The sequence below is a fragment of the Ancylobacter sp. 3268 genome, from assembly GCF_031456575.1.
Taxonomy (GTDB): domain Bacteria; phylum Pseudomonadota; class Alphaproteobacteria; order Rhizobiales; family Xanthobacteraceae; genus Ancylobacter.
The window spans coordinates 55651-80602 of the sequence record NZ_JAVDUX010000021.1; the positions used below are offsets into that span (position 1 = coordinate 55651).

Consider the following 24952-nt stretch of genomic DNA (forward strand, 5'->3'; position numbering starts at 1 on the left):
TCCGTTCAGCGGTGCCCGGCATTCAGGCGGTGTTCCGCCTGGCCGAGCTGGACGAGATGAAGGGCGATGACGGCGACGTGGCCGGCCAGCATGGCCGCCATGCCCTGGACGTCGTGCGGCGGGCTCAGCGTATTGATGTCGACCCCGACGAGGTCGAGCCCCTTGAGCCCGTGCAGCAGGTCGAACACCTCCGCCACCGGCGGGCCGCCCCAGGTCGGGGTGGCGACGCCGGGTGCGGCCGAGGGGTCGAAATAGTCCATGTCGAAGGACAGATGCACCGGGCGCGTGCCGACCACCGTGCGTACTTCGGCGGCGATGGCGGCGGCGCCGCGCTGACGCACCTCCTCGCCAGTGACGAGCCGGAAGCCGAGCCCGCGCGTATGATCATAGGCGCCCGGCACGGGCATTGTGCCGCGGGCACCGATGTGGAAGGAGCGGCGGGTGTCGATCAAGCCTTCCTTGGCGGCGCGGGTGAAGGTGGTACCGGTGTTGACCTCCTCGCCCGGATAGGCGTCGGTATGGGCGTCGATATGGATCAGCACCAGCTCGGGATAGCGCCGGGCGAGGGCGCGCAACACCGGCAGGGTCACGGTGCCGTCGCCGCCGACGCAGAGGGGCACCGCATCGGCCTTCACCACCTCGTGGACCGCCGCCTCCATGTTTGCGAGCGATGGGCCGATATCCGAGGCGATCACGTCCACATCGCCGAGATCGACGACCCGGCCGCCGGCGCGCGGATCGACATCGGCGAGCGGGGGATAATAGGGGCGCACTTCGCTCGACATGGCACGAAACGCCGCCGGCCCCTGCCGTGCGCCGATGCGGGTGGCATGGGTGCCGCAGTCGAAGGGCAGGCCGATCACCGCGATCTGCCCGGCGCTGGCCGTGGTGGCCTGCGGCACGCCGAGAAAGGTGCCGAGGCGCATCCGGGGCGCCGCGGCGCCAGAAGAATCCGTCATGTGTCGGCTCCCATGTAGAAGGCTTTCACGCGCTCCGGATCAATATTGGTGCCGCTGTCTTCATGGACGATACGGCCGAGGCGCATGATGTAGACGTGGTCGGACAGGCGGATAGCTTCCACGGCATTCTGTTCGACCAGCAGAACCGTGGTGCCGAGCTTGCGGATTTCCAGCACCGTGTCGAGGATCAGATCGATCATCTGCGGGGCGAGGCCCATGGTGGGCTCGTCCATGATCAGCAGTTGCGGCCGGGACATGAGCCCGCGGGCGATGGCGAGCATCTGCTGCTCGCCGCCCGACAGCGTGCCCGCCGCCTGGTGCATCCGCTTGCCGAGGATGGGGAACAGGCCGGTGAGCTTCTCGATGTCGCCGGCGATCTCGGTGGCGTCGCCGCGCGCATAGGCGCCGAGCGCCAGGTTCTCCCGCACGCTCATGCCGGCGAAAACCCTACGCCTTTCAGGGACATGGGCGATGCCGCGGCCGACGCGCAGCTCCGGTGCCAGAGCGGTGATGTCCTCGCCGGCGAAGACGATCCGGCCGGCGGCGAGCGGCAGCAGGCCCGACAGCGCCATCAGCGTCGTGGTCTTGCCGGCGCCGTTGGAGCCGACCAGCGAGACGATGCGGCCCGGCTCGACCGCGAGATCGACCGCTTCGACGGCGCGGATGCGGCCATAGGCGACCGACAGGCCGGAGACCTTCAGCAGCGGCTCGACCGGCCGCTCGGCACGTGCAGTGGGATGGATGATGGGAACGATCTCCGCCATGTCGATCACCTCGCACGGCCGAGATAGGCGGCCTGCACTGCCGGATCGGCCAGCACCGCATCGGGAGCGCCATCCGCCAGCCGCTTGCCGTATTCCAGCACCGTCAGATGGTCGCACAGGCTGCGGACGATCTGCATGTCGTGCTCGATGAGCAGCACGGCGATGCCCTGCGTCCGCACCTGCCGGACCAATGCGGCGATCTCCAGCTTCTCCACCGCGTTCATCCCGGCGAGCGGCTCGTCGAGCAGCAGCAGCTTGGGCGAGGACATCAGCGCGCGGGCGATCTCGACGCGGCGCTGGTGGCCATAGGAGAGGGTGGTGGCGACGCGGTCGGCAATGTCGCGCCGCAAGCCGACGAAAGCGAGCAACTCATAGGCGCGGGCGATCATCGCCCGCTCGGCGGCGCGCGCCGTGCGAGCGCCGAAGATCAGCGCCGGGCCCGAGGCGGAAAACCGCTGATGCGCGCCCACCAGGACGCTCTCCAGCACCGTCATGGAGCCGAACAGGCGGATGTTCTGGAAGGTGCGGGCAAGGCCGCGACGGGCGAAGCCGTTGACGTTCAGCCCGCCGATCTCCTCGCCATCGAAGACGAGGCGGCCGGCGGTCGGGCGGATAAAGCCGGTGAGCACGTTAAGGACCGTGGTCTTGCCGGCGCCGTTCGGTCCGATGAGGCCGTGAATCGCTCCTCGCGCCACCGCCATGTCGAGGCCGCCGACCGCTTCCAGCCCGCCGAAGCGGACCACCACCTGCCGGGCTTCGAGCAGGGCGCCGCCTTTCAGCGCGGTCATGCGGCCTCCTTCGCCCGCGCGCCGGGCATGGTGAGGCCGACGCGGGCGCTGGCGGCAAGACCCTGCGGGCGGAACACCATCAGCACGATGAGCACCACGCCGAGCAGGGCGAAGCGGGTTTCGGGATAGGCCTGCACGAAGGGCAGGTCGAGCGCCAGCTGCAGGAACACGATCCAGATCAGCGCGCCGACAAACGGGCCGATGAAGGTGCCGAGCCCGCCGAGCACCACCAGCATCAGCAGGAGGATGTTCTCGAACAGGCTGAAGTTCAGCGGGCTGATATAGTGCTGGGAATGGGCGTAGAACACGCCGACGAAGCCGCCGACGAAACCGCTCGCGGCATAGGCATAGAGCTTGTAGCGGGCGGTGGGCACGCCCATGGCCTCGGCGGCCTCCTCGTCCTCGCGGATCGCCACCCAGGCGCGGCCGACATAGGAGCGCACCAGCCGGGCGACGGCGAACACCACTACCGCCGCCAAGGCGAGGGCGAAGAAGAACTGCGCCCGTGGCGAGCCGAGCGAGATGCCGAACAGGTTCGGCGCCGGGATGCCGCGAATGCCCATCGGGCCGCGGGTCAGGTCCATCCAGTTGATGGCGACGACGCGGACGATCTCGCCGAAGCCCAGCGTCATGATGGCGAGGTAGTCGCCGCGCAGCCTGAGCGTCGGCGTGCCCAGCAGCACCGCCAGCCCCGCGGCGAGCAGGCCGCCGAGCGGCAGGTTGAGGTAGAGCAGCCACCACACCTCCTGCGGCGCGATGCCGTAGCCCTCCTTCAGCACCAGCACGAACAGGATGGAGGTGAGGTAGGAGCCGACCGCCCAGAAGGCGACGAAGCCAAGATCGAGCAATCCGGCGAAGCCGACGATGACGTTCAGCCCGCTCGCCAGCATGCCGTAGATCACCACCATGGTGAGGATGCGCAGCCAATAGTCGGACGGTACCAGCAGGCCGACCACGACGGCAGCCGCCAGCAGGCCGAGCGCTGCCGGCGCGCCGGCGGCCGCGCTCCGGGCCAGCAGCGCATCGAGGCGGGCGAAGACGGCGTGCAGCCAGCCGACGCCGGCCGACGAGGCACCGCCGAGCAGGCTGCCACGCCCGGCGGAATTCAGTTCCGGCCGCCCGAGCAGGCCCTGCGGGCGCAGATAGAGCAGGCCGACCAGCAGCACGAAGCTGATGGCGTCCTTCCAGGCGGTGCCGTTCGGCAGGTAGCCGGCGCCCAGCGCCTCGACGAGGCCGAGGATGAGGCCGCCCAGCGCCGCGCCGGGGATCGAGCCGATGCCGCCGAGCACGGCGGCGGTGAGCGCCTTCAGCCCCGGCAGGAAGCCCATGCTGGAATGGGCGAAACCGTAGGTCTGCGCATAGAGCAGCCCGGCGAGCGCCGCGAAGCCGGAGCCGATGGCGAAGGCCGCCGCCACCACCCGGTTGACGGGGATGCCGACCAGCATGGCGGCGGTCTGGTCCTCGGCGCTGGCGCGCATGGCGCGCCCCAGCGAGGAGCGGGCGATGAACAGCGACAGGCCGAGCATGGCGAGAAGCGCGGTCGCCATCACGACGAGGTCCATCACCGACAGGTAAATGGAATCGAACAGCACCACCGGCGGCAGGATGGCGAGGTGGAAGGGCGGGAAGCGCAGCTCCTCGGCGCCCCAGGCGGTTTGGGCGAGACTCTGCAGCACCACCGAGACCGCGATGGAGGTGATGAGCGGGGCGAGGCGCGGGGCGTTGCGCAGCGGCCGGTAGGCGATGCGGTCCACCGCCACGCCGATCGCCCCGGTGATGAGGATGGCGCCGAGCGCGGCGATCGGCAGCGGGAAGCCGGGCATCGGCACCACGGCGCCGAACAGCCGCACCTCCGGCAGCATCAGCGAGGTGGTGAGGAAGGCGCCGAGCATGAACAGCTCGCCGAAGGCGAAGTTGACCAGCCGCACCACGCCATAGACCAGCGTGAACGCCACCGCGGTGAGGGCATAGATCGCCCCGAGCACCAATCCGTTCGCCAGCAGCTGTCCGAAATAGTCCATCATGCCTCTTCGTGTGGCCCGGCGGGGCCAATGCCCGTCAGGATCTTCGGCGCCGCGCGTCACGCCCGGGGCCGGTCGATGGTGGGGGCGCCTTACAGGAGAAGGCTCCTTGCTTTCCTATCCTCTCCCCGTCGGGGAGAGGTGGCCCGCGCAGCGGGTCGGCGAGGGGCTCCAACGATTGGGTAGCCGGGAAGACCCCTCACCCCATCCCTCTCCCCCACGGGGAGAGGGAGCCTCTCTAACTTGTCACCATTGCCTCGACGGGCGGCGGTTGAAGCGGACGCCTCCCGCCGCCCGGCCGTCACGCGCTCAGGGCTGCTTGGGTGCGAGGCCGAACTTGCCGTCCTTCACCGCGAGGAAATACAGCGTGCCGGCGCGGTCGCCGCTGGGGTCGAAGCTGGTCGGGCCGGTGACGCCGGGTACGTCCTTCAGCCTGCCGAAGGCGGCGTTGAGACTCTCACGGGTGACCGGGCCGTCCTTGGCGGCGAGATCGACGGCGGCGCCGAGCGCCATGCCGGCATCATAGCCCAGGGCCGCCCAGGCGCTCGGATCCTCCTTGTAGGCCGCCTTGTAGGCGGAGAGGAACGCTTCCGTCGCCGGGGTGGCGACCGCCGGATCGAACATGCCATAGACGACCATGCCCTCGACGGCGCCGCGGCCGAGCTTCACCAGATCGACGTTGAGCGCGCCATCGGTCGACAGCAGCTGCGCCTTGATGCCGAGCGCGCGGGCCTGCTCGGCGATCTTCGCCGCCTCGGTGTAGAAGCCGCCGATGAAGATCGCGTCGGGCTTGGCGGAACGCACCTTGGTCAGCAGGGTGCGGAAGTCCTTGGCGCCGAGCAGATAGGATTCGCTGCCGACCACCTTGGCGCCGCCCTTCTCGGCGGCCTCGGAGAACGCCTTGGCGACGCCGATGCCGTAATCGTCCTGCTGGTTGAGCACGTAGATCGACTTCAGGCCCAGCGTCTTGGCGGCATAGGTGCCGGCCATGGCGCCCTGCACCGCGTCGGTGAGCACGTTGCGGCGGAAATACGGGCTGACATTGGACAGCGCCGGGCTGGTGACCGCCGAGGCGAGCACCGGCAGCCTGCATTCGGTGAACACCGGGATCGCCGCCAGCGCGATGGAGGAGAAGGAATAGCCCATCACCACGTCGACATTCTTGTCGGAGCAGAAGCGCTGGGCGATCAGCACGCCCTCGCGCGCCTCGCCGCGGTCGTCCACCGCGTCGATCCTGTAGGTGGCGCCGCCCTTCCTGTTGAGCTCGGCCACCGCCAGGTCGAGGCCCTTGCGCATGTTGAGGCCGAAGGCGGCGAAGTCGCCGGACAGGGCGGCGGTGAAGCCGATGGTGATGTCCTCCGCCCGGGCGTGGCCGGGGGAGGCGAGAAGGCCGATGCCGATCAGGGCAGCGGCGATGCGTTTGACCGTCATGCGTGTTCTCCTCTGGAGGAAGATCCGTGCGTTTGCCGCACGCTGCCTTGTTGTGATGGGCGAGGTGTCGATGGGCGCCGGCGATCAGTGGAGTTCGACGGTCATCCAGGTTTCGAAGCAGTAGTCGTCGGCCAGCGACATCACGCCGATGGAGGCGCGGCCGCCGACGCCGATCTCCGGGCCGAACACCTGCTCGAACAGGTCCGTCAGCCCGCTCGCCACCAGATGCGGCTGGGTGAAGGCCGGGTCGCAGGCGATGAAGTTGAGCGAGCGCACCAGGCCCTTGACGCGGTCGAGGTCGCCCACCGCATCGAGGATGCAGCCGAGGCAGTTGAGTCCGGTGAGCCGGGCGGCCGCATAGCCCTCCTCGACGGTGACGTCGCGGCCGAGGCGGCCGGGATACAGCACCTTGCCGTGGGCATCGATGCCGGCGGTCTGGCCGGAGAGGAACAGCAGCCTGTCGCTGAGGTAGTGCGGCTTCATCCTGCCGTAGAGCGTGCCGTAATAACCGTCGCCGCCGCCGGCCGACGGAATCGCGAGCCCGAGCTCCGCCACGCGCTGCGTCGCCGACATCACCATCCCACACCTCTCACTCACCGTGCCTTGCCTTCGATCTCCCTTCGATTCCGTTGCGGCGTCAAACGTAAAAACAGCGATTGTCCATAAAGCAAAGTTATAGGCCGGCGCCTGCCGGGGGTGGGCGGGGGCCGGGGGAGCGGAAGCATCCTTCCCGTGTCGCGCCGCGTTGGGGCGTGCGCGGGCGCCGCGATCCCGCTGCCCCAACTTTGGGCGTCGCGACGGCCTCTGCGCCAGGTTTCAGCGCGGGGCGAGCAGATCGGGGGCGATCGCCTTGCGGAAGCGGTCCATGAAGGCGACCGAAATGCGCGAGGGCGGCCGGGTGCTCGGGCGGAACATGCCGAAGCGGTAGGGCAGCACCGGGCGGAACGGCACCGCCACCAGGCCCGTCGCCTGGAAGAAGCGAGCCGTGGCGGGGTCGACCAGCGTCACCGCACCGAGCTGCTGCACCAGCACGCAGGCGGTGCCGAAGAACTCCACCTCCGCCACCACGTTCCAATGCGCATGCGCCTCGAAGAACGCCTCGGCGGCGGCGATGTGGGTGATGTGCTCGGGGAACAAAGTGACGAAGGGCATGGAATCCAGCTGGGCCGGCCCGACGACCGTCTCGCGCGCCAGCGGGTGATCGGCGCGCATCACGCACATGCAGCCGACCTCGAACAGTTCGAGCGAGGCGACATGGATGTCGATCGGCAATTCCGCGAAGCCGACATCGAAGGCGCCGATGGTGCCGAGGTCGCGCACCGCATAGGAGGAGCGGGTGATGAACCGCGCCGTGGCGCCGGCATTCTCCCTGAGAACGCCGGCGATGATCGGCGGCAGGAGATAGGTGGCGAGGCCGGGCGGCGAGGCGATCAGCAGCGTCGCCGAGGACAGGCCCTTGAGATTGCGGGAGATCGCCAGCGTGCGGTCCATCGCGTCCAGCGTGCGCACGATGGCGGCGAAGAAGGTCTCGGCCTCGGGCGTGGCCTCCAGCCGCCCATGGGCGCGATGGAACAGCTTCAGGCCGATCTCGTCCTCCAGCCGGGCGATGAGGTTGCTGATGGCCGGCTGCGATTTGCGCAGCACCGCCGCCGCGGCGCTCATCGAGCCGTTCTCATAGACGGCGCGGAAGGCTTCGAGATGCCGTGTATCCATCGGGGCTGGGCCCACCCTGTTGCCTGGCTTGCCGGGCGTCCGGCCGACGCCCGGCGACGCTCGGCGCCGGTGCCGAAGGCCGCCTGTTGCTTATCAGCGATGCGCCCGCGCCGGAATATCGGGATGCCCACCCGGGCTGCCGCCGCCGGAGTGTGCTGAAACGGTAACAAGCTGCCCGCAATTCCATCTGGTGATGGCTCCGCCCGTCCTATCGCCTTGGCCGCGAAGCTCAATAGTGATCACATGGCGCCCCCGATGGAAGGCCGCCCGGGCGAGGCGCCGGTGTCGGGAAGCGGGGCCGGGGGGACGTGCACGATGAGCCGACACGCGTATATGAGGCAGCGGCGCCAGCTTCTCCTGACCGGCGCGAGTTGCCTCGTCATCGCGTTATGCGCGCAGACCGCCACGCTCGCGCAGGCCGACGAGCGGATCGGCAAGGTCGAGCGGGGCGCCAGCGGCACATCCTACACCAATGATCACGGCGCCACGGCCGGGCAATCGGCCGGGCCGGTGTCCATCGTCGTGGAACAGGGGTTCGGCGCCAAGGACAGCCCGCTCGTCCAGGCGGGATCGATCGGCGGCGATGGCGGGATCGGCGCCCCGCCGCGCACCCGGCTCGACGAGCTTCTCGGGCATGCGGGCGACGTATCGGGCAAGGATGGCGGCGATGCCGGCGATGTCCACGTCACCATCCGGGAAGGCGCGGGGCTGTATGTTCCCTACATCTACCGCGCCAATAACGACCGGGCGGTGGTCGAGGCCTATTCCATCGGCGGGTATGGCGGCGTCGGCGGCGACAGGATCGGCCGCGGCGGCAGTGGCGGGGCGGTCACCGTCGACCTCGACGGGAGTTTGTTCGAGAGCGGGGCCGAGAATTGGTCGGTGATGGGAATCTGGGCGCTGTCGAAAGGCGGGCAATCCGGCCGCAACCGCGCCGGCGATCCGATTGCCTTCGCCTTCGACCGCAACGAGGCCTGGGAGGCCAGCCAATATGCCGGCGGCGCCGGCGGCGCGGTGACGGTCAATATCGGCCGGACCGGCCGTGTCGAGACCTGGAGCGAATTGCCCGCTCTCCTGGCGGAATCCATCGGCGGCGCCGGTCTCGAAGCCGGTTTCGACAATGAGAGCAGGCTCACGCCGGGCGGCGGCGGCGGCGATGTGGCCGTGACCAATGACGGTGAGATCCGAACCCATGAGCAGCGGGCACATGGCGTCATTCTTCGCTCCGTGGGCGGCCAGGGTGGCAATGCCATCACCCATTTCAACGACGACGGCGTCGCCATCGGCGGCACCCCCGGCGCCACCGGCGGCCTCGGCGGCCATGTGCAGCTGTTCCAGAACGGCAGCATCACCACATCCGGCGACTATGCCTTCGGCGCCTACGCCGCCGCCATGGGAGGACCCGGCGGCAATGGCGGCAGTTCCGAGGACATCTTCACGCGCGGCGGCAATGGCGGGGACGGCGGCCGCGGCGGCAGCGTCGACCTGTTCAATACCGGCACCATCACGACGACCGGGCAGGGCTCCATCGGGCTGGCGGGGCAGAGCCTCGGCGGCGGTGCGGCGCTGGCGGCGGTGCGGCTGTCGCGGATAGTGCCGGGTTCCTATGTCGGCGGCGGCGCCGGTGGCGACGGGACCTTCTTCTCCAAGGGCGGAACCGGCGGCTATGGCGGCGACGGCGGACGGGTGGTGATCACCCATGACGGCAGCATCACCACATCCGGCAAGGATGCCTATGGCCTGCTGGCCCAGAGCGTCGGCGGCGGCGGCGGGGCCGGTGGCGATGCCGGCGGCTTCGCCATTCTGCTGGGCGTCGCGCGCGGCGGCGACGGTGGTGCCGGCGGCAATGGCGGCACGGTCAGGATCCGGCCGACCGCCGACGGCAAGCATGGGAGCATCGTCACCTCGGGCAACAATGCGAGCGGCATCGTCGCCCAGAGCATCGGCGGCGGCGGCGGCGTCGGCGGCAGCGCGACCAGCAAGACCGGCGGCCTGGTGGCGGCCATATCGGTGTCGATCGGCGGCGACGGCGGCGATGGCGGCACCGGCGGCCGGGTGAGCATCGACAACACCTCGAACATCACCACGCACGGCGTCGGCGCGCACGGCATGGAGGCGAGCAGCATCGGCGGCGGCGGCGGGCGAGGGGGCGATGCCTCCGCCTATGCGGTGGCTGTGGGCCTGCCGGACATTCCGAACTTCAGCCTGACCTATTCGCTGGGCGGATCGGGCGGCAAGGGCGGCAATGGCGGCACCGCCACGGTGGTGAATCGCGCCGACATCACCACCACCGGCGACAGCTCCGTCGGCATGCTGATCAGCAGCATCGGCGGCGGTGGCGGCAATGGCGCCGCTGCCAGCTCGATCAGCGACATGCTGGGCGTCAGCTACAATTTCGGCGTGTCTGTGGGCGTCGGGGGCACCGGCGGCGGCGGCGGCAATGGCGAGGACGCGCTGGCCACCAACAGGGGGGCGATCACCACCTCCGGCGCTTTCTCCCCGGCGATGCAGGTGGTGAGCATCGGCGGCGGCGGCGGCAATGGCGGCCCCGGCTCCTCATCGGTGAAAACCGGGCTCACCACCGATTCCAGCCTTGGCGGCCATCTGCTGGAGACGGTGGCGGGCGCGATCCCGAACGGGGCCTCCCTCGGGGTCAGCATCGGTGTCGGCGGCAACGGCGCCGGCGCCGGAACGGGAGGCAAGGCCGACGCGACCAATGCCTCGAGCCTGCTGACGCGCGGCTCGTCCTCCACCGGCCTGCTGGTGCAGAGCGTCGGCGGTGGCGGCGGCAATGGCGGCGGCTATCTGACGGCGAGCTCGGCCGACGGCAACGTGCAGCTCGGCGTCGGCGGCAGGGGCGGCAAGGGCGGCGACGGCGGCGCGGCGAACGCCACCAACAGCCGCGCCGCCAGCATCACCACCCATGGCGACGGCTCCTTCGGCATGCAGGCCCAGAGCGTGGGCGGCGGCGGCGGCAATGGCGGCGCCTATGGCGATTCCACCGAACCGCACGGAGACGCGGTCACCGACATCGCCTCGAGCGTCGTCAAGATCGCCAACCACCTGGTCCAGGGCAACGATCTGCTCTCGAAGATCGCCGGCAACAAGGTCGGCTGGCTAAACGAGAATTCGTCGTTTCAGCTCAAGCTGCTCACCGCCAAATCGATACTGACCGGCATCAAGGCCGGACTGGCCCAGGCCAAGCAGGACATCGACGACGCCCGGCGAAACGCGGCGCGGCAGATCGCGGCCGGCAATGATGGCTCCCTGTCGGCCAAGGCGGCGCTCGAGGAGGTGGAGCGGCGGATCGACTACAAGAAGATCTATACCGACGCGCTCGTCGAGGCGGTGAAGTCCGCCGCGGTCTCGGACCTGACCGCCCGCGTGAACAGCGTGACGCAATATCTCGCCAAGGAAGGCTGGGCGAACGGCAAGGTGAAGGAATCCCCCGTTCCCGTGCCGATCACGCTCGATCTGCGGGTCGGCGGCAGGGGCGGCGCCGGCGGCAAGGGCGGCGAGGTCACCGCCACGAACGAAGGCACCATCACCACGCGCGGCGCCATCGCCCACGCCATGCTGGCGCAATCGATCGGCGGCGGCGGCGGCACCGCCGGCGGCTCGGTCACGGTCGGGCCCGGGGTGTTCGACATCAACATGACCATCGGCAACCGCTCCGGCAGCGCCTCCGGTGCCGGGGGCGGCGCCACTCTGACCAATGGCGGAACGATCACGACCACCGGCAATGCGGCGTTCGGCATGCTCGGCCAGAGCATCGGCGGCGGCGGCGGCCTGGTGGCGGCGACCTCCAGCAAGGCGATGACGGCGGACATGAACGCCAGGGTGAACCTTGGCGCCCGCATCAATACGCAGGCCGATGGCGGCGCCGTCACGCTGAAGAATTTCAGCTCCATCACCACCGGCGGCAAGGAGGCGCATGGCATCGTCGCGCAGAGCATCGGCGGCGGCGGCGGCGTCTATGTGATCAACCGGCGCGATCCCGCGCAGGCCGACGCGCTGGCCGCCAGCGTCGAGGAGGCCGAGGCGCTCAAGGAACTCGATGCGCTGCTGGCGGATGTCGCCGTTGAAGCCGGCGACTCGCGCCTGGACCTGAAGGCGCTGCGCGAGGCCGAGACCAGGGGCCTGTCCGCCGCGAACGTCACCGCCCAGTTCGGCGGGGCGGCGAACAGCTTGTACGACCCCTTCGGCGGGTCGGGCGGCGAGGTGAAGGTGACGACCACCGGCGCCATCACCACCGCCGGCCTCGGCGCCATCGGCGTGGTCGCCCAGAGCATCGGTGCGGGCGGCGGCCTCGGCGCCGATGCCAGCAGCCAGCAGAAGCCGGTCCACTTCAACCTCACCTTCGGCGGTCTTTCCAGATCGGACGAGGAGCGCAACGCCGGGGGAGACGGCGGCAATGTCACCCTCACCATGGGTGCGGGCGCGCGGATCACCACGGCCGGCGACGGCGCCTATGGCGCGCTGCTCCAGTCGATCGGCGGCGGCGGCGGATATGGCGGCGTGGGAACCGGCCAGATCAAGATGGCGTCTATCTTCGACCTCGCGGAGACCACGCGGCGGGTCAATGGCTGGGTGCCGTCCTACGGGCATGGCGGCAACGTCACCGTGGGCATGGACAGCCCGGATTCGCGCATGTCCATCGCCACCTCCGGTGCGCGGGCGCACGGCATGTTCATCCAGAGCCTGACGGGGGGCGGCGGCGCCGCCTTCGACGTCAACGGCAGCGACGTGGCGCCGATCACCAGCGCGCTGAGCCGCCCGATACGCCGGTTCAAGACCTTCGTCTGGGGAATCATCGAGGACACCTATGACGAACACACCGACCCGCCCGGCCGGGCCGACCATTTCCTTGCGAACTGGCGCACCGGCCATGCCGGCAAGGTGACGCTGGACACCCGGGGCGACATCATCGCCACCGGCAGGGACGCCTATGGCGTCTTCATCCAGGCCGGCCGCCAGAAGACGGACGGCTCGATCGACAATCGCGTCGCCTATTGGAACGGCAGCGTCGACATCACGCATGACGGCAAGATCTGGGGCGGCACCCGCGGGGGAGCCGGCATCCGGATCGATTCGCCCGGCCAGAATACCGTCAAGCTCGCCAGCGGTTCGCTGCTGGGGGCGGCCTCCGAGCTGGCGCTGCTCGCGCGGCTGGGTACGACCAGCGTCACCAATTGGGGGACGATCGAGGGCGACGTGCTGCTGTCGTCGGGCGCCAACCAGTTTTCCACCGAGGCCGGCGGCACCTACAGGAGCCGGGCCGGCCTCGGCACGGTCGAGATGGGCGGAAGGGGCTCGAGCTTCGAAAGCAAGGGCACGCTCGACATCGGCGGCCGCAGCAAGCACGGCACCCTCAACGTGACCGCCGAGAAAGTCGTGCTGAGCGGCGAGATGCTGGCCGACGTCACCAGCCTCGCGTCCCCCGCCTCGCTGCAGGACAGGCTCCATGCCAGCGGAACGGTCACGGTGCGCGACCTGCTGATCTCGCCCTATGCCGTTGACCAGCTCGTGCCGCAGTCCTTCCAGCTGATCTCCTCGACCGGCCGGCTCTCGGCGAGCCAGATCACCACGCTCGCCCGCGAGGGCAACCCGATCTCCTGGTCGGCAAGCTCGTCCGACCACTCGGTGTCGGTGGCGCCATCGGCCAGCTTCCGCACCCCCGAGAGCCAGACGGCGGCCTGGAACGACAATGAGCGGCGGCTGGCCGACGGACTGCAGCAGGCCTGGGACCGCGATCCCTGGCCGAGCGCGGCGATCTTCGCCCAGATCGCCAATCTCGGCTCGGCGGAAGACTACCGGCAGGCGGTGGACAGCCAGTCCAGCGAAGGCCAGCAGGCGCCCGCTATCACCCAGACCCTGGCTGCCCGCAACGCGCTGAGCGCGGTGATGAGCTGCCCCATCTTCGTCGATGACGGGGTGATGATCACCGAAAGCCAGTGCGCCTGGGGCAAGGTGACGGCGTCGCGGATCACCATGGACGACAGTTCCGCCGCGGACGGCTTCTCGCAGAACGCCATCACCATGCGCGCCGGTGCCCAGTGGGAGGTCGCCAAGGACTGGTTCATGGGCGTGTCCGGCGCCTACAGCACCACCGATCTCGACGCCAATGACGGCTACACGAACAGCAGCGGCCAGGCCGGCGACGTGTCGGTGGCGATCAAGCACCAGACGGGGCCGCTGCTGCTTTCCGCCGCGATGCAGGGAAGCTATGGCCGGTTCGACACCACCCGCCTGTTCGATTTCGACACCGAGACCTGGCGCGCCGCCAATACGAGCGATGTCTGGACCGCCGGATGGCGGCTGCGGGCGGCGTATGAGTTCGTGCTGCCCAATCCGAGCTTCTATCTGCGGCCCTATGTCGATCTCGACGCGCTCTATACCTATATGCCGGGCGTCGTCATGGACACCGGCGAAGGGGTGAGCCTCGCCAGCGACGCCATGCGCGAGTGGAGTTTCGCCGTCAGCCCGGCGGTGGAGGTCGGCGCCCGGATCGATCTCGCCGAGGGCGGCTGGCTGCGGCCTTTCGCCATGATGGGGGCGAGCTTCCTGTCGAATGACGGGATGAGCCAGGCACTGAGTTTCGACACCGATTCCCGTGAGGGCATCGACTTCGTTTCCGAGGTCCGCCTGCCCGACACGCTGATCGACCTCGGCGCCGGCCTGCAATTCGTCGCCGGCAACGGCTATGAGCTGCGTGGAGAATACCGCGCCCAGATCGGCGACGACTACCTCGCTCAGGAGGCGAGCATCCGCCTCTCCGTACCCTTCTGAACGACGCCTGCTTCAGGGCGGATGGCGGCGCCGGCCCGTCCGGGAGCGGCGACCTGCCACGCATCGTTCGTTGGCTAAGGGGATGGCGCCCGTGATGGGGCCGGGCGCGTTCATCGGCGAGGCCGGCCAGGGTCGCCGGAAGCGTCGCCTCGCGGGCGGCGGCATGCACGCCATTCCCGCCGCGTGAGCCGTGCCTGCAACGTGGCCGGCCGGATCCGCGCCATGCCGCCATCGCCGAACGGTTGGGCGCCATTGGCCGAGGACGTGCGTCGACCCGGGCCACTCGCCCGAGGCGGCCGTCATCCCCTGACCCCTGGCGGAGGGTCACGCGCCCGAGTTCATCCGCTCCCCGGCCCAGGTGGCGATGTCGCGGGGGCGGGCGAGCCATATCGCGTCCTTCCGCGCGGCGATGTGTTCCAGCGCCCTTGTGAGGGCGCGCAGGCGAAAGGGCTGGCCGGAAATGAAAGAATGCACCACGACGCTCATCACCAGCGGCTGGGTGCGCGAGGCTTCCAGCATCTCGTCGAACTCGTCGACGATCATCTCGGCGAAGTCGCGGGCGCTGGCCTGACGGCCGATGATGGTGGTGCTGTCATTGAGCTCCAGTGCATAGGGCATCGACAGCAGGCGGCCCGCCTGCGTCGCCAGCCACACCGGCTGGTCGTCCATGCGGAAATCGGCGACATATTCGAAGCCTTCTGCCGCCAGCAGATCGAGCGTTGCCGGGCTGTGGGCGAGCCATGGGCTCGACCAGCCGGCGGGCGGGCCGCCTTCTTCGCGGGTGATGCGCTCGACCACGGCACGCAGATAGGCGGTCTCCTCCTGCGGATTCATGCCGGCCAGCGTGTCGGAATTGCTGACGCCATGCGCCACGAACTCGGCGCCGATCTCCCGTGCCGCCGCGATGACGGCGGGCGCGTGGTCGTAGACTGCCGTGTTCAGCAGCACCGCCGGCCTGATGCCGAACGAGGCGAGGCGGTCGAACAGCCGGAACGCGCCGACGCGGTTGCCATAGTCGCGCCAGGAGGCATTGACCAGATCGGGCTTGGAGGCGCCGGGGAACAGGTCCTCGGTCAGGCCCTCGCCGAACGAGTATTCCTCGACGCCGACGGCGACATAGACCGCCAGACCTGCGCCATTGGGCCAGCGATAGGTCGGGCGATCCTTGATCGCGGAGAAGCGGTAGCGGCCATGGGTAGCAAGCGGGATGGCGGACATCGATGCATTCCTAGTGACGCGGACCGGCATCGCCGACCCAGCGGTTCATGCCGACGTCCGAGGCCGCGGCCCTGGCGTACATGGCGCGATAGTAGGGAAGCAGCCGCTCGGCGGCCTGCGAGGCGGTGCGCAGCGCCGCGGCGCGGGCGGCGAAGAGCTGGCGCGCCTCGGCTCGCAGCGCCGGCTCGTCCATGGTGGCGAGGCGGCCCTCATCGAACACGATGCGGCCGGCGACCATGGTGAGCGCGACCGAGACGCCGCTCTCGCAATAGACCAGCTGGCGGTGGAGATCGTTCAGCGGGGTAAAGGGCAGGGTGTCGAGGTCGAGGAGCGTCAGGTCGGCGAGGCGGCCGGGCTCGATGCTGCCAAGTTCGTCCTGCAATCCCATGGCGCGGGCGCCGCCGCGCAGCAGGCAGTCGAGGACCTCGCCGGCGCGGGGCCAGCTTTCATAATCCGGCCCGGCGATATTGTGGATCAGGCCGGTCATCTTGGCGACGGCCCACATGTTCACCGCATCGTCGGCGATGGCCTCGTCGGTGCCGAGGCAGATCGGAATGCCGCGCCGGCGGATGGCACGGAACGGCATGACGCCGCTGCCGAGCCGCAGATTGCTGATCGGGTTATGGGCGACGACCGAGCCGGCGGCGGCGATCAGGTCGAGATCGTCCTCGTCCACCCAGATGGCGTGGATGATGTTCATCCGCTCGGACAGCAGGCCGAGATCGGATACGTAGCGGATCAGCGAGCGTCCGTCGAAGCGTTGATGCCCGAGCACGCGCTGCAGCTTGGTCTCCAGCATATGGGCATAGAAAGGCAGGCCGTGCGTGCGGCTGAGGTCGTCCAGCGCGTGGAAATAATCGCGCGAGACGCGCTGCGGCGCCGAGCAGGAGACCGCGGCGCGCAGGCGCCCGCCCTCCGCGCCGTGCCAGCGCGCGATGAGGTGACGGTACATGCCGAGCAGGCCTTCCATGCCGAAGGCGCGGGGTCTGGCAAGTTCGGCCCGCATGCCGGACGGCAGCAGATCGGCGAGAAAGGGCAGCTTGTCGAGTTCGGGCAGGTTCGGCTCGTCGAGGGCGAGCGTCACGCGGATGCCGCTATCGGCATAGGCCTGCATCACCGCGTCGATGATGTCGGCGGTCGGCTCCGGCACGAAGAACGCGTCGTCCTGCACGGCGGTGACGCCGGTCTTCAGCATTTCGGCGCAGGCGAGGAGGGTCCGCACATAGGCTTCGCGCGGGTTTGGGCGCAGTGCCTCCAGGGCCGGGGATTCGTACAGCATGAAGATTTCCAGCGGCAGGCTGTCGAGCCGACCCTTCATGTGGTTCACCGGCGAATGGAAATGCGCGTTGACGAGGCCCGGCATCAGCAGCTTGCCGCGCCCGTCGATGACGCGGGTCGCGGCCGGTGCATGAGCGGCGGCAGCGGCGCCGACCGCTTTGATGCGCTCTCCCTCGACCAGCACGTCGGTGGACGGTGACATGCCGCGATCGCCGTCGAGTTCCAGCACGTGAACGCCACGGAACAGCGTGCTCATTGCGTGGGCCTATCGAACAGCCGGCCCCAGCGCCGCCCGCGCGGATCGGCACGGCCGGCCATGTGCAGCCCATGCCACACCGCCAGCGTGACGGAATCGAGGATCGGGATGTCGAGGTCGCGCTCCAGCGCATCGACCACATAGGCGGCGGGGAAGTTGGTGCACCAGGCGAGGATGGCGTCGGGCCGGGCGGTGGCGACGGCGCGGATCATCCCGGCGATGGCGGCGTCCGGCACGGCGGCGTAGTCGAGATTGTCGGCGATGCCGGAATGCGCTTCCGCCACCACCTCCAGCCCTTCGCGCTCGAAGCCGGCGACGAGCTTGCGCTGATAGTCGCTGGCATAGGGAGCGACCACGGCGATGCGGTGCGCGCCGAGGCTGCCGAGGGCGGCTTCCAGTGCCAGCGTCGATGTGGTGGCGGGGATGCCGGTCTGCTCGGTCACGCGGCGGCAGAGTTCGCGGTCGGCGGAAAAGCCCAGCGTCGCGCCCTTGCTGCCGTTCCAGACGATCACATCGGGCCGCGCCTGCGCCAGCAGCCGGGCGGCGCCCAGCATGCCGTCCCAATCGTAATCGTCGGGATGAAGGTCCCTGGCGCCGAAGACAGGCGTGCGGGAGAAATGGGCGGACACCTCGGGGAAATCGGACAGGATGGCGCAGGTGACGCGCTCGACCACCAGATTGGCCGAGGGCGTGATCATGCCGAGGGCGGCACGATAATCCGGGCGCAGCGGCGAGGAGGTGATGCTCACGCCGCGTCCTCCCGCACCAGCCGGTTGCGCTCGGGCGCCCAGCTTGCCAGCACCTCGCTGCCCGGCCCGATCTCGGGTCCGACGGCATCGGCGACATCGTTCTGGCGGACCGCGATCAGCGGCTCGTCGCCGGGGCGGCGCAGATAGTAATGCGTGCTGACGCCGTGATAGACGACCTGCTCGACGGTCGTACGCATCGCGTTCGGTCCCGCCTCGCCATGGGCCGGCGCGATCCGCACCGATTCCGGGCGCAGCGCGATGGTGGCCTGCCCGCCCGCCGGCGGGGTGCCGTCAAGGGCGAGGGTGAGGCCATCGCCGGTGGTCACGAGATAGCCGCCGGCCTCGCGGCGGGTGACGCGGCCCTGGAAGAAGTTCGAGGTGCCGATGAAGCTGGCGACGAAGCGGGTCGCCGGATTCTCATAGACCTCGCGCGGCGTGCCGACCTGCTCGATGCGGCCGTTGTTCATCACCGCGACCAGGTCGGACAGGGTGAGCGCCTCGTCCTGATCGTGGGTGACCATCAGCGTGGTGATGCCCAGCCGCTGCTGCAACTGGCGCATCTCGATCTGCATGTTCTCGCGCAGCTTCTTGTCGAGCGCGCCGAACGGCTCGTCGAGCAGCAGCACGGACGGCTCGACGATCAGCGCGCGGGCGAGGCCGACGCGCTGCTGCTGGCCGCCGGAGAGCTGGTGCGGCAGGCGGTCGGCGAAGGAGGACAGCCGGACGGTATTGAGCGTGGTCGCGACGCGGCGGGCGATCTCGTCCTTCGGCACCTTCCGCATTTCCAGCCCGAAGGCGAGGTTGCGGGCGACGGTGAGATGGGGGAACAGCGCGTAGTTCTGGAACAGCATGCCGATATTGCGGCGATGCACCGGCGTGCGGGTGACCGAGCGGCCGGCGATACGGATATCGCCGGCGCTGGGATCGATGAGGCCGGCGATCATCCGCATGATCGTCGTCTTGCCGCAGCCGGAAGGGCCGAGCAGGGACAGCACGTGCCCCGGCTCGATGGTGAAGCTGACGCCGTGCACCGCGCGATGGGCGCCATAATCCTTCCGCACGTCGTCCACCGCGATGTCCGCCGCGCGGACCGCCCGTTCGGGATGCGGGTTCGCCATGGCCGTCACGCCGTGAAGATCTGGTTGAGGTTCTCGATCCAGCTGGAGCGGACCGAGTTCACATAGGCCCAGTCCGGGCTGAACAGGCCGAGCTCGTCCATCTTCGATTCGGGGTAGGCGAGCAGGCCGGCGATCTCCGGCTTGAAGCTGAGGCCGCCGACCGCCGGGGCGGCGAGCGCGGTCTCGGCGAGGCCCTGCTGGATCGCCGGATCCAGCATGCGGTTCATGAACGCCGCGCCGAGATCGGCATTCGGCGCGTTCTTCACCAGGATCTGGCAGTTCACGCCGGCGAAGGCCCCCTCCTTGGGGAAGCACATGTCGATGCTCGCGCCCTTCAGCTTGTAGGGATAGACATATTTCGAATATTCCGGGCCGCCGATGGCGCCCTGGCCCTGCGCCACCAGCAGCGGCGCGTCATCCGTGCTGTAGAGATTCAGCACGTTCGGCTTCAATTCCTTCAGTTTCGGCCAGGCCTGGTCGGCCAGATACTGCGCTTCCTTATAGGGCTTGCCGCTGGCGATGGCGGCGGCGATGATCACCATGAAAACGCTCGGCGTGGTCTTGGTGCCGACCAGCGAGACCTTGCGGGCGAAGCGCGGGTCCCACAATTCGGCATAGCTCTCCAGCGCCCTGGTGGCCTGCGGATTGTAGAACAGCCCGGCCGAGGAGATGGCGAGCGCGACGCCGTAGCCGTCATTATAGATGAAGCGCGGATAGACCTTCGCCAGATTGGGCATCCTGTCCTTCGGCAGCGGGTCGATCAGGCCCTCGCGCTTGGCGATCTCGACGCCGAGATCGTCGACGAACATCACGGTGAATTTCGGCGCGTCCTTGCCGGCGCGCAGCAGCGCGATCTGGCCGAGCGTCGAGCCCTGCTGGGCGTCGATCTTGCAGTCGAACTCCTTCTCGAAAGCCGGAAGCACGGATTTGCGGATGTATTCGCCCTGCACCCCGCCCCAGATGCCGATCTGCATGGTCTTGCCGGCGGCCCAGGCGTTGCGGACGAAGAAGCCGGGGGCGGCAAGGCCGGCGGCGGTGGCGGCGCCCGCCTTCAGGAGGTTGCGGCGGCTCAGTGGCGTAGAGAGCGGCGTGGTCGTCAGCTTGGTCATCATGGCAAAGCTCCGGGTTCGCGCTCCGGCCCCGGGCCGCGCGCAGCGATCGAGAGGAAAGGCGATGCGGGGAAGAGGCGGTTTCAGAAGCTCATGGCGCGCCTCAGGCCGGCGAGGCGTTCCAGCACCAGCACCATGAGCAGCGAGAAGAAGATCATCAGCGAGGCGATGGCGGCGATGCCGGGATCGAACATGCGGCTGATGAGCGAGAGCATCATCATCGGCAGCGGCACGTGCGAGGCATCGAACAGCCACATCGAGACGGCGTAATTGTCGAAGGAGGTGACGAAGGCGAACAGCGCGCCGGCCACCAGCCCCGGCATGATCTGCGGCCGGGTGATGCGCCAGAAGGCGGTGAACCGGCCGGCGCCCAGCGTGCGGGCGGCTTCCTCAAGACCGGGATCGACGACCACGAGGCTGGCCGAGACGGTGCGCACCACATAGGGCGTCGTTACCAGCACGTGGCCGATCCACAGGTTGAGGAACGCATCGTTCGAGCCGATGGAGGAGAACAGCTGCAGCAGCGCGATGCCGGTGACCAGCGAGGGAAAGATCAGCGGCGACAGCACCAGAGCCTGCACCAGCCCCTTGCCGGGGAAGGAGAGCCGTACCAGGCCGATGGCGGTCGGCGTGCCCAGCAGAACGGCGCCGCAGGCGGCCGTCGTGCTCAAGAGCACGCTGAAGCCGAAGGACGAGGTGAAATCCGGATCCTGCAGCACCTTGCCGTACCATTGCAGGGTGAAACCCCTGGGCGGGAAGGTGACGAATGGCGTGTCGGAGATCGACAGCACGATCGGGAAGATCAGCGGCAGCAGCAGGAAGAGAACGATCAGGCCGGTGAGCGTGTAGATGAGCGGCGCGGCGCGCCCGAGACCGTTCTCCGACATCACGCGGCCTCCGTTGCGCGGGAGCGGAAGCGGCGTTCGATCAGCGCCATGTAGAGGAGGTTGATCGCCATCACGATCAGCACCATCGCCGTGGCGATCGCGGCGCCGAACGGCCAGTCGAACACCGTCAGCACCTGCTCCTCAACCAGTGTGCCGAGCATCTTGGTGAAGCTGCCGCCAAGCAGCGCCGGCAGGATGAAGGACGAGGCGGTGAGCGAGAACACCAATGTGCAGCCGGCGCCGAGGCCGGGCAGGCTGAGCGGCAGCGTCACCCGCCGGAACACCGCCAGGCTCGACCCGCCGAGCGTGCGGGCGGCATCCTCGACCGCGGGATCGATGCGCCCGATGGCGGCGGCGAGCGGCAGCACCATCATCGGCAGGAACACCTGTATCGAGCCGATGATCACCGCCCATTCGGTGTAGAGAATCTCGACCGGCCCGAGGCCGAGAGAGGACAGCGCCCAGTTGAGCACGCCGCTATTGCCGTTGCCGAGGATGATGCGCCAGCCATAGGCGCGCACCACCACGTTGACCAGCAGCGGCGCGATCACCAGCACGGTGATGGCCCGCCCGATCACCGCCGGGCCGCGTGCGATGACCATGGCCAGCGGGTAGGCCAGCAGCATGGCGCCGAGGGTGGTGAACAGGCTGATGCGCAGCGTGGTGACGACGACGTTGCGGTAGAGATCGACCGCGCCGAGCCGGACATAGTTGGCCAGGGTGAAGCCGCCGGCCAGCGTGCCGTCGGGCAATTGCTGCAGGAAGCTGTAGCGCACCATCAACCCGACCGGGAGGACGAAGACGGCGAGTAAGAACATCACCACCGGCCCGAGAAGAACAAGTGCCGGCAGCAGGTTCCGGCGGCGCGCGGCCACGCCGGATGCCGCAGCCGAGGCGGGCATCGATGCGGAAGGGCCGGAGAGATCGAGCGACACGAGGGCACCCTCAGCGACGAGGAGGCGGCGCCAGCGCGCCGTTTTCATGTCGATAATCGTATACTAGATTGTCGACAAAACAATGCAACAATGTGCACGAATTATTTGCTCAAGATGCTACAAAATTGAGCATTCCACTCGACATCCGATCGGCTACATGTCTACATGCCGGGACGATTTCGATACGGTGGGCGATGACACGCAAGGGCACGGCCGGCGAGGCGGGAGCGGGGGGCGGCCCGCAGGACGACGAGCGTGGCGGCGGCACGGACGACGCCATCTACGCGAAGATCCACGCCGCCATCGCCGCGCAGGATCTGCCGCCGGGCACGCGTCTGCGCGAAGACGAGATGCGGCAGATCTTCGGTGTCAGCCGGGCGCGCATCCGCAAGGTGTTCTCGCGGCTGGCCTATGCCGGGCTGGTGACGATCGAGCCCAACAAGGGCGCCTCGGTGTTTCAGCCGACCCCGAAGGAGGCGCGCGAGATCTTCGCCGCCCGGCGCGGCATCGAGGGCACCATCGTGCGGCTGCTGGCCGGACGACTCGGCAAGGCCGAGCTCGCCACCTTGAACCGGCATATCGCCTTGGAGGTCGCCGCCGAGGCGCGCCGCGACTGGCACGAGATGGTCCGGCTCTCGGGCGAATTCCATCTGCTGCTGGCCGAGATCGCCGGCAACGACATATTGCTGCGCTTCCTGCGCGAGCTGATCACCCGCGAGGCACTGGTGATCCTGGTCTATGAGAAGCCCGGCCAGCCGAGCTGCTCGCACCACGAACACCAGATGATCCTCGAGGCCGTTCTGGCGGGCGACGCCGCGCGGGCGATCGCATTGATGGAAGAGCATCTCGGCAATGTCGAGGAGCGGCTCGACCTGGACCGCGACACCCGCAAAAGCGTCGACCTCGGACGGTTGTTCGCCGGCGGGTGAGGAGCGGCCACGCCGGCCGCCGATCTCTGCGCGCGCCGGCGGGATTGATGCTGGCGGGAGTCCTCCTGGCGAACCGATCTGCCGACACGTGCCGTTGACGCGGTGAGCCGTCGCGCGTGCAGAAGAAGCAAGCTGACAGGGGATGTCGCGCGGCGTATAATAATTTCAGATAGTCGCGGTACGTCCGTGATCTGTATTTCTTGGGCGCGTCCAATCGCGACGGATATTTCCTCGGGCGAAACGTTCGGGAGGAATGGCGATGACGGTCCGAAATCCTGTTGAATGGAGCTTCGATCAGATCCGGCACACCTTCAGTGCCGTCAAATCGATGGAGCATGCGTTTCACTCCCCTGCGGAAGAGGCGGGCCTGATCGTCCCCCATGTGCGGCGGATCACCCTCGCCGATCTCAAGGATGTGCTGAGACGGGGATTCAGCGACTTCGGCGCTTATCGGACGGATGTGATGTTCATCTGCCTGATCTATCCGCTGGCCGGCCTGCTGATCGGGGCGGCGACGCTCGGCAGCGGCCTGCTGCCCTTGCTGTTCCCCCTGGTCTCCGGCTTCGTGCTGATCGGTCCGTTCGCTGCCGCCGGGCTCTATGAGATGAGCCGGCGCCGCGAGCAGGGCCAATCGGTTGCCTGGACCGACGCCTTCGGTGTGTTCAACTCGCCCTCGCTCGCCGCCATCATCGAACTCGGCCTGCTGCTGGTCGGCATCTTCCTGGTCTGGCTGCTCGTGGCGATGGGGATCTATCGGATGACGCTGGGGCCGGCGCTGCCGGAATCGGCGTCCGCCTTTATCACCGCCGTCTTCACCACCCGACCGGGCTGGGCGCTGATCGTGCTCGGCCTCGGTGTCGGTTTCCTGTTCGCGGTGGCGGTGCTGGCCATCAGCGCCGTGTCCTTCCCGCTGCTGCTCGACCACCGGGTCGGCGTGTCGGTCGCGGTGCGCACCTCGGTCCGCGCCTTCATGGTCAATCCGGTGCCGATGCTCGCCTGGGGCCTTATCGTCGCCGGCGGGCTGGCGCTGGGTGCCCTGCCGCTGCTGGTCGGCCTCGTCGTGGTGATGCCGGTGCTCGGACATGCCACGTGGCATCTCTATCGCAAGGTCGTCCAGTAGCAACGGACAGTAACGGGGATTTCGGATCGAACGGCGGCCAAGGAGATATGTGATGCATGTCGTCCTGGTTCTTGTTCTGGTGGCGGTCGGCTCCGTGCTGTTCCACTTGCTGAGCCCATGGTGGTGGACGCCGATCGCGTCGAACTGGCAATATATCGACGACACCATCATCATCACCTTCTGGATCACCGGCGTGGTGTTCGTCGCCGTGCTGCTGTTCATGGCCTATTGCGTCTGGCGCTTCCGCCACCGCGAGGGTCATCGGGCCGCTTTCGAGCCGGAGAACCGGAGGCTTGAGATCGGCCTCACCGTCGTCACCGGCCTCGGCGTCGCGGCGATGCTGGCGCCCGGCCTGCTCGTGTGGAACCATTTCATCACCGTCCCGGCGGATGCTTCGGCGATCGAGATCGTCGGCCAGCAATGGCAATGGAGCTTCCGGCTGCCGGGCGAGGACGGCAAGCTCGGCAGGACCGGCATCGACAGCATCGCCGACGACAACCCGCTCGGGCTGGACAGGAACGATCCCGACGGCCGGGACGATGTCGTCCTGCAGGGCGAGGACTTGCACCTGCCGATCGGCAGGCCGATCAAGGTTCTGCTGCGCTCCACCGACGTGCTGCACGATTTCTACGTGCCGGAGTTCCGGGCCAAGATGGACATAGTGCCGGGCTCCAGCACCTATTTCTGGCTCACCCCGACACGCACCGGCACCTTCGACATCCTCTGCGCGGAGCTTTGCGGCACCGGCCATCCCTATATGCGCGGATCGGTCGTGGTCGAGGAGCAGGTGGCCTATGACGCCTGGCTGGATGGCCAGCAGAGGCGGATGGTCGCGCGTGAGGACGGCACGAAGGATCAGAAGGGCGAAGTCAGGGCGCAGCAATAGGC

The 24952-nt window shown here is 68.7% G+C and carries 18 protein-coding genes; 4 read left to right on the plus strand and 14 right to left on the minus strand.

The features are described from left to right. Positions 1-5 precede the first annotated feature (5 nt). The 7 genes from J2X65_RS23640 to J2X65_RS23670 all read right to left on the minus strand — a co-directional run bounded on the left by J2X65_RS23640 (position 6) and on the right by J2X65_RS23670 (position 7676). The gene (locus J2X65_RS23640) at positions 6-959 is read right to left on the minus strand and encodes an arginase family protein (RefSeq protein ID WP_310206809.1); all 954 of its coding nucleotides are present in this window, start codon (positions 957-959) and stop codon (positions 6-8) included. Continuing rightward, the gene (locus J2X65_RS23645; RefSeq protein ID WP_310206812.1) at positions 956-1723 is read right to left on the minus strand and encodes an ABC transporter ATP-binding protein; all 768 of its coding nucleotides are present in this window, start codon (positions 1721-1723) and stop codon (positions 956-958) included. The genes J2X65_RS23640 and J2X65_RS23645 overlap by 4 nt, the downstream gene beginning before the upstream one ends. 5 nt (positions 1724-1728) lie before the next feature. After that, a complete protein-coding gene (locus J2X65_RS23650; RefSeq protein WP_310206815.1) occupies positions 1729-2511 on the minus strand; it encodes an ABC transporter ATP-binding protein in 783 nt (260 codons plus the stop codon). After that, positions 2508-4535, minus strand: coding sequence for an ABC transporter permease subunit (locus J2X65_RS23655; protein WP_310206818.1), 2028 nt, complete (start codon positions 4533-4535; stop codon positions 2508-2510). Before J2X65_RS23655 ends, J2X65_RS23650 begins: the two co-directional genes overlap by 4 nt. 306 nt (positions 4536-4841) lie before the next feature. Continuing rightward, entirely contained in the window at positions 4842-5963 is a 1122-nt protein-coding gene (locus J2X65_RS23660) for an ABC transporter substrate-binding protein (protein WP_310206820.1), read from the minus strand. 84 nt (positions 5964-6047) lie between these two features. Then, positions 6048-6542, minus strand: a complete 495-nt coding sequence (locus J2X65_RS23665) for a RidA family protein (RefSeq protein ID WP_310206823.1) — start codon at positions 6540-6542, stop codon at positions 6048-6050. Positions 6543-6779: 237 nt separating this feature from the next. Beyond that, complete coding sequence (locus tag J2X65_RS23670) at positions 6780-7676, minus strand: LysR family transcriptional regulator (protein WP_310206827.1); 897 nt, start codon at positions 7674-7676, stop codon at positions 6780-6782. Between the two features lie 315 nt (positions 7677-7991). Between J2X65_RS23670 and J2X65_RS23675 the strand changes: the two genes are divergently transcribed. Then, positions 7992-14465, plus strand: coding sequence for an autotransporter outer membrane beta-barrel domain-containing protein (locus tag J2X65_RS23675; RefSeq protein ID WP_310206830.1), 6474 nt, complete (start codon positions 7992-7994; stop codon positions 14463-14465). Positions 14466-14789: 324 nt separating this feature from the next. On the opposite strand, the gene J2X65_RS23680 is transcribed toward J2X65_RS23675, so the two are convergent. The 7 genes from J2X65_RS23680 to J2X65_RS23710 all read right to left on the minus strand — a co-directional run bounded on the left by J2X65_RS23680 (position 14790) and on the right by J2X65_RS23710 (position 22063). Continuing rightward, positions 14790-15683, minus strand: a complete 894-nt coding sequence (locus J2X65_RS23680; RefSeq protein ID WP_310206833.1) for a polysaccharide deacetylase family protein — start codon at positions 15681-15683, stop codon at positions 14790-14792. A gap of 10 nt (positions 15684-15693) precedes the next feature. Beyond that, on the minus strand, positions 15694-17217 hold the full coding sequence (locus J2X65_RS23685) for an amidohydrolase family protein (RefSeq protein WP_310206836.1): 1524 nt from the start codon (positions 17215-17217) through the stop codon (positions 15694-15696). Continuing rightward, positions 17214-17966 (minus strand): aspartate/glutamate racemase family protein, encoded by a 753-nt coding sequence (locus tag J2X65_RS23690; RefSeq protein WP_310206840.1) that lies wholly within the window; start codon positions 17964-17966, stop codon positions 17214-17216. The genes J2X65_RS23685 and J2X65_RS23690 overlap by 4 nt, the downstream gene beginning before the upstream one ends. Then, positions 17963-19084, minus strand: coding sequence for an ABC transporter ATP-binding protein (locus J2X65_RS23695; RefSeq protein ID WP_310206843.1), 1122 nt, complete (start codon positions 19082-19084; stop codon positions 17963-17965). Before J2X65_RS23695 ends, J2X65_RS23690 begins: the two co-directional genes overlap by 4 nt. Positions 19085-19089: 5 nt before the next feature. Then, on the minus strand, positions 19090-20196 hold the full coding sequence (locus tag J2X65_RS23700) for an extracellular solute-binding protein (protein ID WP_310206846.1): 1107 nt from the start codon (positions 20194-20196) through the stop codon (positions 19090-19092). Between the two features lie 80 nt (positions 20197-20276). Then, positions 20277-21080 (minus strand): ABC transporter permease, encoded by an 804-nt coding sequence (locus tag J2X65_RS23705; RefSeq protein ID WP_310206849.1) that lies wholly within the window; start codon positions 21078-21080, stop codon positions 20277-20279. Next, on the minus strand, positions 21080-22063 hold the full coding sequence (locus J2X65_RS23710; RefSeq protein ID WP_310206852.1) for an ABC transporter permease: 984 nt from the start codon (positions 22061-22063) through the stop codon (positions 21080-21082). Before J2X65_RS23710 ends, J2X65_RS23705 begins: the two co-directional genes overlap by 1 nt. A gap of 146 nt (positions 22064-22209) precedes the next feature. Here J2X65_RS23710 and J2X65_RS23715 point away from each other — a divergent pair, with 146 nt between their 5' ends. The 3 genes from J2X65_RS23715 to J2X65_RS23725 all read left to right on the plus strand — a co-directional run bounded on the left by J2X65_RS23715 (position 22210) and on the right by J2X65_RS23725 (position 24950). Beyond that, entirely contained in the window at positions 22210-22944 is a 735-nt protein-coding gene (locus J2X65_RS23715) for a GntR family transcriptional regulator (protein WP_310206856.1), read from the plus strand. A gap of 259 nt (positions 22945-23203) precedes the next feature. Further along, positions 23204-24064, plus strand: a complete 861-nt coding sequence (locus J2X65_RS23720; protein WP_310206860.1) for a DUF2189 domain-containing protein — start codon at positions 23204-23206, stop codon at positions 24062-24064. Positions 24065-24116: 52 nt separating this feature from the next. Then, positions 24117-24950, plus strand: a complete 834-nt coding sequence (locus J2X65_RS23725) for a cytochrome c oxidase subunit II (protein ID WP_310206862.1) — start codon at positions 24117-24119, stop codon at positions 24948-24950. Positions 24951-24952 lie beyond the last annotated feature (2 nt).